General features: G+C 62.8%; 11 protein-coding genes. 9 read left to right on the top strand and 2 right to left on the bottom strand.

All coding sequences use genetic code 11. The features are described 5' to 3' along the window. Positions 1-51: 51 nt before the first annotated feature. Genes mnmA through K6U75_12620 form a run of 4 tightly spaced genes read left to right on the top strand, consistent with a single transcriptional unit; the run spans position 52 to position 3,253 of the window. On the top strand, positions 52-1,140 hold the full coding sequence (mnmA, locus tag K6U75_12635) for a tRNA 2-thiouridine(34) synthase MnmA (protein ID MCL6475886.1): 1,089 nt from the start codon (positions 52-54) through the stop codon (positions 1,138-1,140). Further along, positions 1,128-1,760, top strand: a complete 633-nt coding sequence (locus K6U75_12630) for a DUF948 domain-containing protein (GenBank protein ID MCL6475885.1) — start codon at positions 1,128-1,130, stop codon at positions 1,758-1,760. Before mnmA ends, K6U75_12630 begins: the two co-directional genes overlap by 13 nt. Then, on the top strand, positions 1,738-2,031 hold the full coding sequence (locus K6U75_12625; protein ID MCL6475884.1) for a YtxH domain-containing protein: 294 nt from the start codon (positions 1,738-1,740) through the stop codon (positions 2,029-2,031). The genes K6U75_12630 and K6U75_12625 overlap by 23 nt, the downstream gene beginning before the upstream one ends. Then, positions 2,006-3,253: an AI-2E family transporter gene (locus K6U75_12620; GenBank protein ID MCL6475883.1), complete on the top strand. Its 1,248-nt coding sequence runs from the start codon at positions 2,006-2,008 to the stop codon at positions 3,251-3,253. The genes K6U75_12625 and K6U75_12620 overlap by 26 nt, the downstream gene beginning before the upstream one ends. Before the next feature lie 8 nt (positions 3,254-3,261). Here K6U75_12620 and K6U75_12615 read toward each other — a convergent pair whose 3' ends face one another. Beyond that, positions 3,262-5,724, bottom strand: a complete 2,463-nt coding sequence (locus K6U75_12615) for an acetylxylan esterase (protein ID MCL6475882.1) — start codon at positions 5,722-5,724, stop codon at positions 3,262-3,264. A gap of 137 nt (positions 5,725-5,861) precedes the next feature. Here K6U75_12615 and K6U75_12610 point away from each other — a divergent pair, with 137 nt between their 5' ends. The 5 genes from K6U75_12610 to K6U75_12590 all read left to right on the top strand — a co-directional run bounded on the left by K6U75_12610 (position 5,862) and on the right by K6U75_12590 (position 12,699). Further along, on the top strand, positions 5,862-6,728 hold the full coding sequence (locus tag K6U75_12610) for a nucleoside hydrolase (GenBank protein ID MCL6475881.1): 867 nt from the start codon (positions 5,862-5,864) through the stop codon (positions 6,726-6,728). A gap of 57 nt (positions 6,729-6,785) precedes the next feature. Next, positions 6,786-8,699, top strand: coding sequence for a hypothetical protein (locus tag K6U75_12605; GenBank protein ID MCL6475880.1), 1,914 nt, complete (start codon positions 6,786-6,788; stop codon positions 8,697-8,699). Between the two features lie 8 nt (positions 8,700-8,707). Beyond that, positions 8,708-11,485: a hypothetical protein gene (locus K6U75_12600; GenBank protein ID MCL6475879.1), complete on the top strand. Its 2,778-nt coding sequence runs from the start codon at positions 8,708-8,710 to the stop codon at positions 11,483-11,485. 282 nt (positions 11,486-11,767) lie between these two features. Further along, positions 11,768-12,373 (top strand): Uma2 family endonuclease, encoded by a 606-nt coding sequence (locus tag K6U75_12595; GenBank protein ID MCL6475878.1) that lies wholly within the window; start codon positions 11,768-11,770, stop codon positions 12,371-12,373. A 101-nt stretch (positions 12,374-12,474) separates the two neighbouring features. Beyond that, the gene (locus K6U75_12590) at positions 12,475-12,699 is read left to right on the top strand and encodes a hypothetical protein (protein MCL6475877.1); all 225 of its coding nucleotides are present in this window, start codon (positions 12,475-12,477) and stop codon (positions 12,697-12,699) included. On the opposite strand, the gene priA is transcribed toward K6U75_12590, so the two are convergent. Then, positions 12,684-15,164 (bottom strand): primosomal protein N', encoded by a 2,481-nt coding sequence (gene priA, locus K6U75_12585; GenBank protein ID MCL6475876.1) that lies wholly within the window; start codon positions 15,162-15,164, stop codon positions 12,684-12,686. The two genes, K6U75_12590 and priA, sit on opposite strands and share 16 nt — an antisense overlap. Positions 15,165-15,213 lie beyond the last annotated feature (49 nt).

Below are 15,213 nucleotides of genomic sequence, written 5' to 3'. Positions count from 1 at the left end.
ATGCACACGGAGGGAAAGCAGATGGCAAACAAGCCTCTGGTCGCCGTGGCGATGAGTGGCGGCGTAGACAGTTCGGTGGCAGCAGCGCTGCTGGCAAAGCAGGGCTATGAGGTCGTGGGCATTACCCTGCAAATCTGGCAGGAGAGCCAGACCGACCCACGCCACAGCGGTTGCTGTTCGCTGGGTGCGGTGGTGGATGCGCGCCGCGTGGCGAAGATACTGGGTATTCCCCACTATGTGCTGAATTTCCGCCAGCAGTTCGCGCAAACAGTGATTGCCGACTTCATCGCGGAGTATCAGCGCGGGCGCACGCCCAACCCCTGCGTGCAGTGCAACCGCTTTGTGAAGTTCGACGCCTTTCTGGAGAAAGCGGACGAGCTGGGCGCACAGTACATCGCCACCGGGCACTACGCTCGGATCCAGTACGACGAAAAGAGCGGACGGTGGTTGTTGCTGAAGGCGGTCAACCACGAGAAAGACCAGTCCTACGTGTTGTTTCCGATGACGCAGGCGCAGCTGGCGCGCACGCTGTTCCCACTGGGGGAGTTGCCCAGCAAGACGCAGACGCGCGCGCTGGCTCGTGAGCTGGGGTTGCCCGTTGCCGACAAGCCGGACAGCCAGGAGATTTGCTTCGTCGCCGAGGCGGGAGGGTATCGCGCTTTTCTGCAGAGACGTGTCCCCGAGTCGATGCGTCCGGGCGAGATACGCGACGTGTACGGCAACCTGCTGGGCAGGCATCCGGGCATCGCCTTTTTCACCATCGGGCAACGGCGCGGTCTGGGGCTCTCGGGGCATCAGGAACCGCTGTATGTGGTGGATATCGACGCCCAGAACAACGTGGTGCTCGTTGGTCCCGAGCGGTATCTCTACTGCCGCCGGTTTCTGGTGGAAGATGTCAACTGGATTGCGGTTGACAGGTTAACGAAGCCACTTGCAGTACAGGCAAGGATACGTTACAATATGCCTGAGGCGCCTGCAACCATCTTCCCGACGGACACGGCAACGTGCGTGGAGGTGGAGTTTGAGTCGCCGCAGCGGGCGATTACGCCGGGGCAGGCGGCGGTGTTTTACCGCGGCGAGATAGTGGTTGGTGGCGGTACGATTTCGAAGCGATTGGAGCAGGAAGAATGGAAGGGTTGATTCAGCTTGGCGTTGTGGTCCTGATTATATTGGCGATTGTGGTGCTGGCGTTGCTGATACCTGTGGTGATTCGCCTGCGTCGCACGGTCACCGAAGCAGAACGTACTATCGTGGAGCTTCGTGGTCAGGCGTTGCCCGCGCTTCAGGAACTGCCTCCTGCCATCAACCGGCTGAATCGTGTTCTGGAATCGACAGATACCATCCTGAACGAAACGCGCGCTGCATTGATGCCTGCGATGAAAGAGGCAGGCGCCACGCTGAACGATGAGGTCATCCCTTCCGCCCGCGACGCGCTGGTGACCATAAGGCACCTGCTGAAAGTGGCGCAGAGTCTCGTCGCGAAGATCGAGCGCATCGAGCGCGTTCTGTCTGTGGTGGACGCGGTCACACGTCCGCAGAAGGTGGCGAAGGCGGTGAAATCGGTAGCTGCTTCGCCCCTGTCCCGTCCGGGTGTATGGATGGAGGCGTTGCGGAAGGGTTTCGCGGTGCTGAAGGGCGAACAACCCACCGAAACTCCACCGTCGCCGGATGGGTCAAAAAACACGGAAGAGCCCCCTGCTGGGGCACAATCTGAACAAGAGAGAGGAGGAGAGAACGATGGCGAACAACTCGGAAGGTGAGCGCACCGTGTTGTTGAGCGTGCTGGCTGGGATTGGCATTGGCGCGATTGTGGGTGCAGTGGTGGCTTTGTTGCTGGCACCCAAGTCGGGACAGGAGACCCGTGAGGAGCTTGCGAAATCCATCGAGAAGCTGAAGGAGAGCGTGTCCGAGCTCTCTCAACGCATCAAGCCCGCTCTGGAGACGGTAGCGTCCACGATACGCCAGAAGACTGCTGGCGGGGAGCAAGCCGTTGAGGCAGGAGAGCATGCCCCGGAGCAAGCGCAAGCATAGTGAACCCGCACAAACCCGTCGCCCGCCCGTGAATCGGGCGGGCGATGTTACAGCTCTGTTCGGTGAGGCACAGGCAGACCTCCCTTCGCTGTTGCCCGCACGTATCCGCCCATGGGTGGGAGGGGGCATGCTGCTGCTGATCGTAGCGGCACTCTACTACGTGCGGGATGTGCTTGTACCGTTCGTCATCGCGTTCGCGATAGCAGGTCTGCTAGATGGTCAGCTGCGTGCGCTCGAGCGTCGGGGCTATTCCCGCCGGATGTCCACCGTGCTGGTATTCATCGCTTTCATTTTGCTGATTGTAGCGTTGCTGCTGTATGTGGTTCCCCTGATTGTCACGCAATTGCAGGGACTCATTAAGGACCTGCCGGGATATATTCGCGGCGCCAACGACTGGTTTCAGGAGGAACTGCAGCCGTTTCTCAAACGGCATCATGCCACCCTTCAGCGCATGAACCTGCCCGAAGACCCCCAGCAGCTGATAGACCGCTACTCGGAGCAGATTAACGCGCAGGTAACAGCGTGGATGAGCAACCTGCTGAACTACGTCACCTCGTTGCTGGGCAAACTGCTGTGGCTGGTGCTTATTCCTATCATTGCGTTCTTTGCGATGGTGGATCTGCCGCGCATCTGCCAGCGCGTGCTGGACATGATCCCCGAGGGTTCACGCGCCTCCGTGCAATCGCTGCTGCGCGCACTGGGCGTGGTGTGGACAGGCTACCTGAAAGGGCTGACTACCGTCGCCATCCTCTACGGCATCACGATGGCAGTTCTCTTCACCCTGCTGGGACTGCGCTACAGCATCGTGCTGGGCACACTGGCTGGTCTGCTGTATCTGGTGCCCTACATCGGCGCGTTGTCCATCGCGCTCACCTCCGGACTGGTTGCCTTTTTCGGAGGGGAGGGGCAGGTGCTGTGGCTGTTCGCGGTGTCGGCGCATTCGTGGAAGTACACCCTGCTGGTGGTGGGCACGGCGATGGTGGTCAATACGCTGTTTGACCAGCTGCTGGTGCCGCGAATCGTGGGCGGTTCGGTGGGGTTGCACCCCATCGCCAGCATCTTCGCACTGATTGTGGGGGCGAAGCTGTTCGGAATCTGGGGGATGTTGCTGGCGATGCCCGTAGCGGCAAGCCTGTGGATTGTCATCCTGGCGCTGTTCCCTTCCCTGCGTCCCAACCACGGGGGGAAAGCAGTGGCGGAGGAACCGCCTTCGGTTTCCTAAGACTCTTCTCAACGACTATCCTGCACTCTCACCACGAGTGTCTGTTGCCGGCGCACCACGACAGGCAGTCCGTGCTGCAACTCTGCGCCGCGTGCGTGCCGCTCCTCCCGCCCCACTCTCACCCGGTAGTTCCGTCCCGTTTTAACGGTAAACCACTCGGGGAACTCGTTCAGGCGGGGATAGTTTATCGGTAGTTTCAGGTATTCGCGGTGGCGGGGCAGGTCGAACCGTAGCACGCCCTGCCAATCGGCATTGGCAGATAGCGCAACGGTCAGACCACCCCCATGGTGGATGGCTCCCACGCACAAATCGGTTCGCCAGGGGCGCGGCACGATGCCCTGGGTGTGGTAGAGCGCGACCATCAGCGCGGTGCGGGCGGTGTTGCCGTCGCCATACCAGCCCTCTACGATGCCGTCCTCCCGTTGCCTGCTGAGAAAATGGGGAAGCACCGCCTCCAGCCAGCGAAAGCCGCCTTCCACGGGCAGGCGGTTCAGCAGCAACAGCGCGCCCTCGATGGAGTCGGCGAAGGAGTCCGCGCCTTCCCATAGCAGATACTGCGGCTGGTGGATGTTCTGCAGGGCGCGCCGCGCTGCGTGGATAAACCCTTCGTCCCCTGTCGCCATGCCGAAAGTGTATACGCCGCTCAGCGCGTAGCCCCAGGTATCGGGTACTGCGCGGGTGCGTACCTCGGCGGTAGAGGCGGTGAGCAGAGCATACCACAAGCCGTCGGTGTTGCGCGCTTTCTCCAGCAAGCGGGTGAACATCTGGCGCAGGGCACGTTCATAGCGGCGCGCCTTCGGCGGGCTCGCCTGCTGCATCATTACGTAAAGCTCCGCCACACCGCCGATAATCTCGTTACCATGGTCGTTCAGGCTCAGCACGTCGCTGATGGGCTGGTGGCGGGAGAAGTCCCACCGGTGGGCGGGTAGTCCGCCGTTGCGCGGGATCATCTCCAGACAGTAGGCGTCGCCGATGCGCTCCGCCCAGCGCAGGTAGCGTTCCTCTTGCGTCATCGCGTAGAGACGGCTGAGCACCTGCAGCAGTTCGCCGTTCACTTCGGTGTCATCGGCAGGCAGGTTGCCGAAATCGGAACGGACGGGGGCGTGTTCGAAGATGGCATCTATCAGCTCGGTCATGCGCTCCGTCCACCAGCCTCTGCCCATCACCTCCGTCATCGGCAGTAAACCGTCCTTACAGTATTCCGCCGCGCCGAAAATCAGGCGTCGGATGTCCACGTCGGGATACACGAACGCCTTTTTCTCGAGGTCGTACCAGTCGGGCAGCGCTCCCACGCGGTTGGTGAGTTTGCGTTCGCTGTCGAAGGTGCGTTTCAGGTCGCCGAGTCGCTCGAGGGCGATGAAGTGGGCGGTGAGATACAGGAAGGGCATCAGGTCGGCGGCGTTGTCGTTGGGCGCCCACACGCGCTGGTCGGTGCGGCGGGGCAGAAGGTGGGTCTCCTTATCGCGGATTGCCCACCAGCCATCCAGCACGCCCAGCGCGCGGCAAAAGGCACGTCGGGCAATCTCTCCCCGACGCAGTGCCTCCTGCACCGGCTCCCGTTGCGTGCGCCATGGGGCGACTGTGCCCAGCACCTGCGGCAGCATCGCCCACCAGCGGCTGCCCACGAACACGTGTCCGCCCGGGTGCGTGTCGAAGTGAAAGTTCTGCTCCGCCCGAAAGACGCGATACGCCTGCCGTATCTCCTCCACCGGCTGTCGGGCAATCTCGACGGGAAAGCCTCCTGGCGCGCGCTCTTTCTCTCCCAGCTCGCACAGCAGCACGCGCGGCGCAACGCAGGCGAAGATGTCGGCAAAGTCGAAATGCTCCTCCAGCCCCGCAAAGTTCCAGCAGGGACAGTGCCCGTTCTTCATGTTCTCCACGGTGGTCAGCCAGCCGCTGCTGCAGGCGAGGCGCACCCGCTCGTCCAGCGCGGCGACGTACATGGTGGTCTCTCCGCCCAGCGACAGCCCCACCACGCCGATGCGTCTGGCGTCCACCTCCGGTCTGCTCACCAGATAGTCGATACAGCGCAGGCTATCCCACACGCGCTCACCCATCAGCGACCAGCTGGCGTGTTGCAGGTCGTGCGAGCCGATGTCGGGCGCGATGACTACATAGCCCAACTCCGCCAGCGTGCGTCCGTACCAGTACAGCCCCTCGCCTTTAACCACTTGCTCGCCGCTGCCGCCGTGCCCGTGCAGCGCCAGCACCGCAGGCACTTTGCCCCGAACCTTCCATGGAGTCGCCATCCATGCGTGTACGCGCCGGTCCGGCAGGGTTTGCAGGGTGATTTCCTCCAGCATGTATCCCCCTGCTGACACCTCGATGCGCCGAAGCACCTGCGGCTGCAGCGGCACGCGCGGTGGCGGTGTCCCTCCCATCATGAGTTCCATCAGCTTCTGGCGGCACTGCGCCTGCCACTGCCGCGCTTCGGCTGGCGTGCGTGCGGAAAAACGCAGACGCCTTACCATCCAACACCTCCGTTCGTGCATCTATTTCTTGGCTGAACCGCAGGCTCCTGCGCCACAGTGCAGGCAGGCAAGCAGTGGTTGCCGAATATGCTTGCCAGAGATGACCCATTGCGAAGATGGAGGCGTGAAAGACCGCAGTGACAACAAAGGATAAAGCCATCGATACCCTGCTCTCCACCGATGTGGGGGCAGAGGTCGACGACCAGTGGGCGATTGCCCATCTGGCCTTAAGCCCGCGCGTGAATCTGCTGGGCATTGTCACCACGCATACCCCTTATCTGACGGCGCAACGCTCCGCCGAGATAGCGCAGGAGGTGCTGCACCACCTGCCGATACAGGAAAAACCGCCTGTGGTGCCCGGCTCCAGCACACCACTGGAGAGCGTGGGCAAGCCGCAGCAGAACGAGGGGATCGAATTCATTCTGGAAACGGCGCGACATTACTCGCCAGAGAAACCGCTGACGCTACTAACCATCGGCGCGGCGACCGATGCTGCCTCGGCTCTGCTGTTGGACCCTTCGCTGGCGCAGCGGGTGCGGATGGTGTCGATGGCGTTTCACAGCGTGCCGAACGGCGGGCGCGAGTTCAACGTGCAGAACGACCCCAAAGCATGGCAGGTGATTCTGGAAACCTCCGTGCCGCTCACGATTGGCTGTGCGGAGATGTGTATCCGCTGTCTCACTCTTTCGCGCGAACAGGCGAAGGAGCGGTTTGGTGGAATCAGCGCGGCGGCAGACTATCTGGTGGGATTGCTGGAGTGGTGGTTCGCCGAGCATCCCGACCTGTGCCGCCAGACGACGGGCAGGGAGGACGCCTGGCCCATCTGGGATGAGACGGTCACCGCGCACCTGCTGGGTTTGACCGAAGTGGAGCTTCTGCCCCGCCCCCGTCTGCTGGACAATCTGGATTTGGAGTTCCCTGTCGGCGGAGATACCGTCCGATGGATTAAGGCGGTGCGTGCCGACGCGCTCTGGAGCGACCTGATGGCGTTGTTGCGGGGGTAAGGCGCGTTGGCGCCGGTGCGAGCCTGACCGCCTGTTCCCGCGGCAGAGGGCAAACCGATGTTAAATACCGCAGAGGCACCCGCCACTCATCAAGGCACCATGACGACGGGCAAGCGAGCAAAGCTTCCCCGGTCCGCTCTGCTCGCCGCGGCAGGCGGTATCCTGCTCGCGCCTTTGGTGTGCGTCTGGGTCTTCCGCAGCGAAATCCTGTATCGCTCGGCGGATTTAGCCTCGAGCTCCCTGCCTGTTGCTGCCGTTGTGGTGTTGCTTGGGCTGTTGCTGGTGCGTCGTCTGTTTCCCCTGCTGGGCAGGCGCGAGGTGTTGTGGATGTACGCGGTGGTGACTGCCACCGTTGGCATCTCGACGATGGGCATGGTGCAGTTTCTCGTCACCACGCTGGCTGCGCCGTTCTGGTTTGCCAACGCAGGCAACCGATGGGAGGAGTTCTGGGCGCATATCCCCGCGTGGGTCGCGCCGCGCTCGCCAGAGGTGGTGAAGGGGTTCTTTGTGGGGCAATCCAGTCTCTATCTACCGCAGGTGTGGAAGGCGTGGCTGGTGCCAGTGCTGGTGTGGGCGGGTTTCGTCGCGGTGTTGCTGGTAGCGCAGTTCTGTCTGGCAGCGGTATTCAGCCTGCACTGGGCGAGGCGTGAACGCCTCACCTTCCCGATGCTGCAGCTGCCGCTGGTGCTTACCCAGGAGAGGTCTGCCCGCAAACCGATGCTCTGGGTGGGCATCGCGCTGGCGGTGGGGATTCAGGGGCTGAACGCCTTACACTATATGGTTCCATCGGTGCCCGAACTGCGCGTGTTGCCTACCGAAATCGGCAGCCGACTGCCCCCGCCCTGGAACGGGATAGGCACGCTCTACCTGACCTTTTACCCGAGCGTCATCGGGCTGTTCGCACTGGTTCCCACGAATATCCTCTTCTCCTGCGCCTTCTTTTTTGCGTTGTCGAAGGGGGAGAACCTGATGGCAGGGATGTGGGGGCTGAATCAGGCGGGTGGTGGAGGCTCCGGATTTCCCTATTCGGGGGAGCAGGCGCAGGGAGCCATTGTGGCGCTCGCACTGGTGGTGGCGTGGTCTGCACGGGAGAGGGTGGTCGAATCTCTGCGCCACCCGATAGAAAGGCTGTGGTGGGTGGCTTTCGCAGCCTCGCTGGCGGTGTTAATCGCCTTTGGCATCGCGCTGGGTCTGCGTCCGGCGACGGCGGTGACGCTGTTTGTGGTCTTTTTTCTGTGCATGGTGAGCATCGGCTGGCTGAGGGCGGCACTGGGACCCATCTGGAACCCCGGCAACGACGTGGCGTGGTGGACGCGCGCGCTGGTGCGCTCGCCCATGCCGGTTCCAGAGGGAGTGGGGCTGGCATACCTGCGCTGGTTCTCGTTTGGCGACTTCCGGGCGCACGCCCTGCCGACCTACTCCGAAATGCTGGTGCTCGCGGACACGGTACGCATTCCCCGCAAGCCTTTTCTGGTGCCGCTGGGCATTGCTTCCCTGCTGAGCATCTTTGCCAGCCTGTGGATTGCGCTGGATGTGTATTACCGCTACGGCGCAGCATCCGCCGTCACCGACCAGTGGCGCACCTATCAGGGCAGGCTGGCGTTCGATACCCTGCGTTCCCAGCTGAACGGTCTTGCACCTCAGCCCGACACTGCGCAGCTACTGGCGGCGGGATGGGGGGCGGTGTTCGTGCTGTTGCTACAGGCGGCACGGCATCAGTTCCTGTGGTTTCCCCTGCATCCGGGCGGGTTCGTGATGGCGCAAAGCGGCGCGTTGGAGTGGATGTGGGTGCCCATCGTGATTGCTGGTGCGGTGAAAGCAGGGGTGTTGAGGGCTGGCGGATTGCGCCTGTACGAAAAGGCGGTGCCTTTCTTCATCGGGCTGATTGTGGGCGACTACGCGGTGTGTGGCGTGCTGGCGTTTGCCAGCTGGTTCTTCCATATCCCCCTTTACAAACCGTTTCCAGTGTGAGGTGAGACATGTCGGACCTTCTGCCCCGCCTGCTTCATCCCGCTTTCTGGCACTGGCAGCGACAGCCGGCGGAAATGTACGGCTTCTGGCACTGGACAGGTTCGGAAGATTTGCGCGGGGCGGTACACCGCACGGGAGCGAATGCCACCTCACTCCATTTGCCGCTGCACCTCCTGAAAGAGGAACGCGCTCGATACGGCGTACGCCCTTTGCCCGCGCCGGTGCAGGTATCTACCCGCCGCAGCATGGTGCTGGAGTTTGACGCACCAGCGGGTCTGACACAGGTCAACCTGCTGGTAACCACCTCCAACTCACACGCCGAGGCGGTGGGGGAGCTGTTTGTGGCGAAGGCTTCCGCGACGCCACTCGCGCGGGCGCACACAGAGCCACGCCGCCAGCCACACCTGGTGCTACAACCGGCAAAGCCACTGCCCGCAGGGAGGTACCGGGTGCGCATCGGGGTGCGCAAGTCTCACGCCCACGTGTGGCTGGGACAGGCGGTGCAGGAGGATACTCTGGTACGCATGGGTGACCTGACCCTGCGCGGATGGGGCATCATCGGCGAGTGCCGGGACGCCGGTGGGAAAGTGCGGTTCTTTACTCGCGCGTCGCGTCATGACACACCTGTGCCGCTGGGAACGTCCACTTTTGCAACGCTGGCAAACCTGCGCGTCGATGCTGGAGCTGGCATCGGCGAACACAATAACGCCTTCTTTGTGGTGTATCCCGACTGGTTCTGGCAGATGCATCCGCAAGCCGCCATGCGCGACCGCGACGGCAATATCATCCGCGCGGGTGAGAACCCATGGATTGCCTTCGATGACCCGGTGCTGACCGACGCCACCCTGCGCCAGATGCGCGAAACCGTGCCCCTGTTGCGCCAGCAAAAGCGGGTGCGCTACTGGGTGATTGGCGGTGAACAGGGCTACCCGGATTACTTCGGGTTGCCGGAAGGGGATTTTCGCCCCGAGTCTCTGGCGCATTACCGCGCCTGGTGCCGGCAACACGGTTTACCGGAAAACGGAGACGTTGCGCAGTGGCGGCGGTTCCGCGAAGCGGTGATGACCGAACGATTCGCCCTTTACACCGCACACCTGCGCCAGTTGGACGCAACCCGCCCCGTTTTCATCCCCACGCACGGCAACCCATTCGCGCTGGATTTCCGCGTGAAGATGGGCTATCCCCTTACCGACCTGGCGGGTGCGGCGGATGGCTTTGAGGCAGGTCCCATCTCCATAGACGACGACGCGGAACGACTTCACCGCCTGACGCTGGATATGCAAACGTCGTTCGGGGTGATGGTGGTGGCGCCGCGTCTGGCGAACAAGCAGCTGGACAGCAGAGCACAGGGCGGCGGCAGGAGCTTTTCTCCCGCATCCGCACGACGGGCGGTGTATGAAGCGCTGGGAATGGGCGTGTGGCATATCGGGCTGGTGCAGTGGAGAGGCTCCCTGCCGGACGGAGAGTGGGGCATCAGCGGCACTCCCGCGGAAGCGGCGTGTAAACGCCTGTTTGGGGAACTGCGGGCGGCTGCGCTGTGGCTGGAAGGGTGTGCCCGCCTGCAACCGCAGGTGGGCATTTTTATCTCGGACGCGACATGGCGGCGGTGGTGGCAACACCGGTGGACTCTGCTCTATAACGTTGCCTGCTCGCGGGGATGGCATACGCTGTTTGTGCATGATGCACAGTGTGACGCCGACCTTGCGCGGGCGGTGCCCGTTTTGCTCAGCGTGGATAACCCTGTGCTCTCAGCGCAGGCTCACCGCGCGCTGGGCGAGTATTTGCGGGCGGGGGGAAAGGTGGTTGCGGTAGGCGCACTGGCGGAAAAGGACGAGCACGGTAACGACCTCGCACTGTTGCCAGGCAATATCATCCGCCTGTCCGATGACGCGCCGGGCGAGCCGGTAACCGTTAGCCACCAGACCTCCACCGACCGCGGGGCTGCCACCTGGTCTGTGAAGGTGCGTCCTTTGCCCGTGGAACAGATAGAACGGCAGCTGGAGCAGATGGCGCTATTGCGCCCAGTACAGGTAACCAACCCCGATGATGCAGGCTGGGCAAAAGGCGTGGAGTGTTTGCCTCTCGCCGACGGCACGAATCTGGTGGTGGTGTTGCTCCATCGGACCAACTTTGCGCGTGAGGTGCAGGTGTCGCTCGACTCACAGTTGCTGCAGGGGAATGAACCGGGCTACACGGTGCGCGATGCCATCAGCGGGCAGGTGCTCAGCCGCAAGCTGCCGGTTCGGGTGTCGCTGCAGCCTTTCGGCACGCGCCTGCTGGTGCTGGAGCGGGAGGCGTCCCGCGCAGTGTGCGAGGCGCAAATCCTTAACGCAGAGAACACTATCAGACACTGGCGCAGGCTCGGCGTGGACACAGCCGCCTTCGAGGCATGGCTTGCTGCCGCACACTCGCACTGCGGGGCGCAGCGCTTTGCCAAAGCCTTTGCCCTGTCGAGGCAAGTCACCGAAAGCCTGGCGATACGTCCTGCGGTGACCCGAGCGGGCAGCGAGTGGCGGATAGAGGCGACGGTCTGGCAGCCAGATGGGAAGCCTGCCGCGAGAGCGCAGGTGCGGGTGCGGCTGGTTCCCGATACCTTCCGCTGGCGCACGATGGAACCCCAGGCAGATGGCCGGTACTCCCTCGTGCTGAAAGAAAGCGACGTGCCTCGCGTGTACAACCCGATGGAGGCGAAATATATGGCTCTCACGGATGGTCTTCTGTTTGTGATCGAGGCGCGTCTGGGTAGCCGTCGGGGAGGAGCCTGGTGGACCCTGACGAGGGGTTAGCCTTTCAGAGGCAGAAGGCTCGGCGGGAGCCTCGCCCTTGTATAATTGAAGGCGGGAAGGGGCACTCTGTCCTCGCCCTTGGCGATGCACGCCGATCTCCGGATGAGGTTTCATCTGAGCGTCTAGGGCGAACCTCGTGGTGAACTGCTACTCTTTGCCAGCGTCTCCTGCGCGTGATGAGCAAAGCGCGGACGGCGGCGGGTGCTGGTCGGGCGAGGTCTGAAGCGCAGCACGGATTGCCTGCTTTCGGGGTAACTGGTATAATGAGGCGGGTGATGGAGGATGTCGCAGGCAGCAACGGTGAAGCCGACCAAGCAAACTGCGCCTGCCCGGCGCAGGTTCACGCTGCAAGAGTATCACTGGCTCGTGCAGCAGGGGTTCTTCGGCGATGACCGCGTGGAACTCATCGACGGGGAGATTGTGCGCATGGCTCCAACAGGACCGGAACACAGTATCAGCACCGACCGCATTGCGGGGCATCTGGTGCTGTTGCTATCGGGCAAGCCGTACTATGTCCGCATTCAAAATCCCCTCGCTATCGGCGACCACGAGCCCGTTCCGGACGTGGCGGTAGTGCCCGGCAGTCCCGAAGACTACCGTCAGGCGCATCCCAGCACCGCCCTGCTGGTGATAGAAGTGGCGGACACCTCGCTGGAGTATGACCGCACGGTGAAGGCGAGCCTGTATGCCAGCGCGGGCATCCCCGAATACTGGGTGGTGAACCTCGTAGAGCGTCGGCTGGAGGTCTACTGCGAACCCACCTCGCCTGCACCCGAGACGCCGTTTAACGCGCTCTATCGGAGTCTGCGAATCTATCATCGGGAAGAGAGCATCTCTCCGCTGTTCGCCCCAGATGCCAGTGTGAAGGTGGGGGAACTGATTCGCTAAGGTTTCTTCTCTAGCCATTCCCCGTACAATTGCCGTGTTTATCTCTTGCCGTCTTGCCAGAATATAGAGTGTAACGCAATACCAGGGATGGAGTGCGCAGGATGGCAAGCCGGAAGTGGACACCTCTATTGTTCCCACGAAGCTGGCAGCTGGTAGTGGTAGAAGTGCCCGCCGACCAGCTGGAACACATTTCGCGTCGCAACCGCCAGATATGGCGTCAACTGGTTCATGTAGACCCAGATCTGGCTCGCGAGGTGGAGCCGTTCCTCAACTTCTGCCTTGCCAATGGCAATCCATCAGATTCGGTGATTCATAATACGCTGTAAGGATCGATATCCACCTGCAATGCACCCCCCTGCGGATACGACATCCCGCCCAGCGCACAGTGCAGCAAATCGGGCAACGCTTTTGGTTGATAGCACTTGACCAGGCAGTGCCACCGCCACAAGCCGCGTAAACGGGCTATAGGAGCCTGTACCGGCCCCAAAACCTCCGCTTCGATATGCTCCGACTGTATCACGTCGCGGATCCTGTCCGCTGCCCTGCGGCTCATCTCCTCCGCTTTCGCCTCTTCGGGATGGGTGGCGAGTATATTCGCCAGCCGCGAGAAAGGTGGGTAGCGCAGCTCCTCGCGGTGCGCGATTTCACGTTCATAAAACTGCAGGTAGTCGTGAGTAGCTGCGGTCTGTACTGCCTCGTGTTCAGGGTTGAAGGTTTGCACGACAACCTCACCCGGCTGGTGTGCCCTGCCCGCTCTGCCAGCCACCTGCGTGAGCAGCTGGAAAGCCCTTTCGCCGGCGCGGAAGTCGGGGATATGCAACGCGGTATCCGCACTCACCACGCCCACCAACGTCACATCTGGAAAGTCCAGTCCCTTCGCCACCATCTGCGTGCCGATGAGCACGTCCGCTTCGTGTGCGCGAAAGCGCGCCAGCAACACGTGGTGCGCGCCCTTTCGGGTGGTGGTATCGCGGTCCATGCGCAGCAGGCGCGCCTCAGGGAAAAGCTGCTGTACCTCCTCCTCCACCCTCTGCGTGCCCAGCCCGAAGGGGTAAATCTGCACCGCGCCACACGAAGGACACTTCTCAGGCACGCTTCGTCGGTAGTCGCAGTGGTGGCAGCGCAGGGAATGGTCTACCTTGTGATAGGATAAGGATACCTCGCAACGATGGCACTTCACCACGTAGCCGCATTTTCGGCACATCACAAACGAGGCGTACGCCCGACGGTTCAGGAACAGAATGACCTGCTCGCCCCGCCGCAGGCGTTCGGCAATCGCCTGCGCCATCTGCTGGCTGAAGACGCCTCCTCGCGCCCTCGGGGAATCGCGCATGTCCACCACGTGCACCGCTGGCAGGGGACGCCCTTCCACGCGCGTAGGCAGGTGCAGGAGTGTGTGTATCCCTTGCTGTGCCTCATAGAACATCTCCACCGACGGCGTGGCACTGCCCATCAGCAGCACCGCACGCTCACGACGTGCCCGCTCCAGAGCCACCGTGCGGGCATGGTAGCGCGGCACGTGCTCCTGCTGTTTGTACGCCCCCTCGTGCTCTTCGTCTATCACAATCAACCCCAGATTCTCCAGGGGGGCAAACACCGCCGACCGCGCCCCCACGACCACTCGCGCCCGCTGCTCGCGTGCCCTGCGCCACTCGTCAAATCGCTCCCCTGCCGATAGCGCGCTGTGCAGCACCGCCACCAGATTGCCGAATCGCGCCTTCACCGCCTCCACCACCTGCGCCGCCAGCGCGATTTCGGGCACCAGAATCAGCGCGCTGCGCCCCCGCGATAACGCCTGAGATACCGCCCGAAGATAGACCTCCGTCTTACCACTGCCCGTCACGCCGAACAGCAGGAAACTGCGATGCTCGCCCGACTCGATCGCCTGCCCGATGGCGGACAGGCATCGCTCCTGGTCGGGAGTGACCTGTAGAGGTGCATCTGTGCCCGACGGGCTTATCTTGCCAAACGGTGAGCGGTAAACGGGCACATCGGCGAAATCCACCACCCCCCGCATCTGCAGGCTCTTCAGTGCGCTGGCGGAGACCCCCACCTGCCGCAGCAGCTCCGCCATCGGCAGCATCTCCTCCTGCGCCACAGCCAGCGCACGCAACAAAGCCGCCTGCGCCGGAGCGCGCGAGGCGCACGCCTCCGCCAGATTCTCTGCCTGCTCGGGTGGGATGTTCAGGCGAACATGTCTCAGCACACGCGCTCTGGCGGTTGCCGCCGCCAGCACGTTCTTCTGCTCCACCAGCCCACGCCGCTTGAGCCGGTAGATGGCGGTGTTGAATAACGTCGCGCCCAGCTGCGCTTTCGCCGTCGCTTCCGGTAATTGACCTCCTGCCGACTGCAGCAGCTCCAGCAGGCGACGTTCTGGGGCGTTTGGGGAGAGTTCCCACAGCTCCTGCTGCTGCACCTGCGGCGTGAGGCAGAGCACGCGCTGCACCTTCGCCACCATCTCGGTGGGCGCAAGCAGGCGCACTGCCGCCGCCAGCCCGCAACGGTATTCCTGTGCCAGCCACTCCGCCAGCGCGAGGCGGTTCTCATCCAGAGGCAGGCTGCCTTCCACCACGTCGATAACCTGCTTGAGCTTTCCCGCCTCGCGAGGGTCCATCAGGTAGCGGCGCGCCACGTAGCCCAGCACCTCCTGCCCGCTGAACGGCACCAGCACGCAGCTACCCACCTGCACCTTCGGCTCCAGCGCGCGCGGCAGCACATAGGTAAACACCTCCTGTAGCGCCGCAGGCAGGTCCACCACCACGTCCACGACCGGTTGTTGCAAACGGCTCACGCTCTCCATCCGCAATACCCCGAGGGATATTGTATCCCTATTTGCTGTC

The sequence above is a fragment of the Bacillota bacterium genome, assembly GCA_023511455.1.
Classification (GTDB): domain Bacteria; phylum Armatimonadota; class HRBIN16; order HRBIN16; family HRBIN16; genus HRBIN16.
The sequence above is the reverse complement of the archived record's forward strand: the minus strand, read 5'-3'. Positions and strand labels throughout refer to the sequence as shown.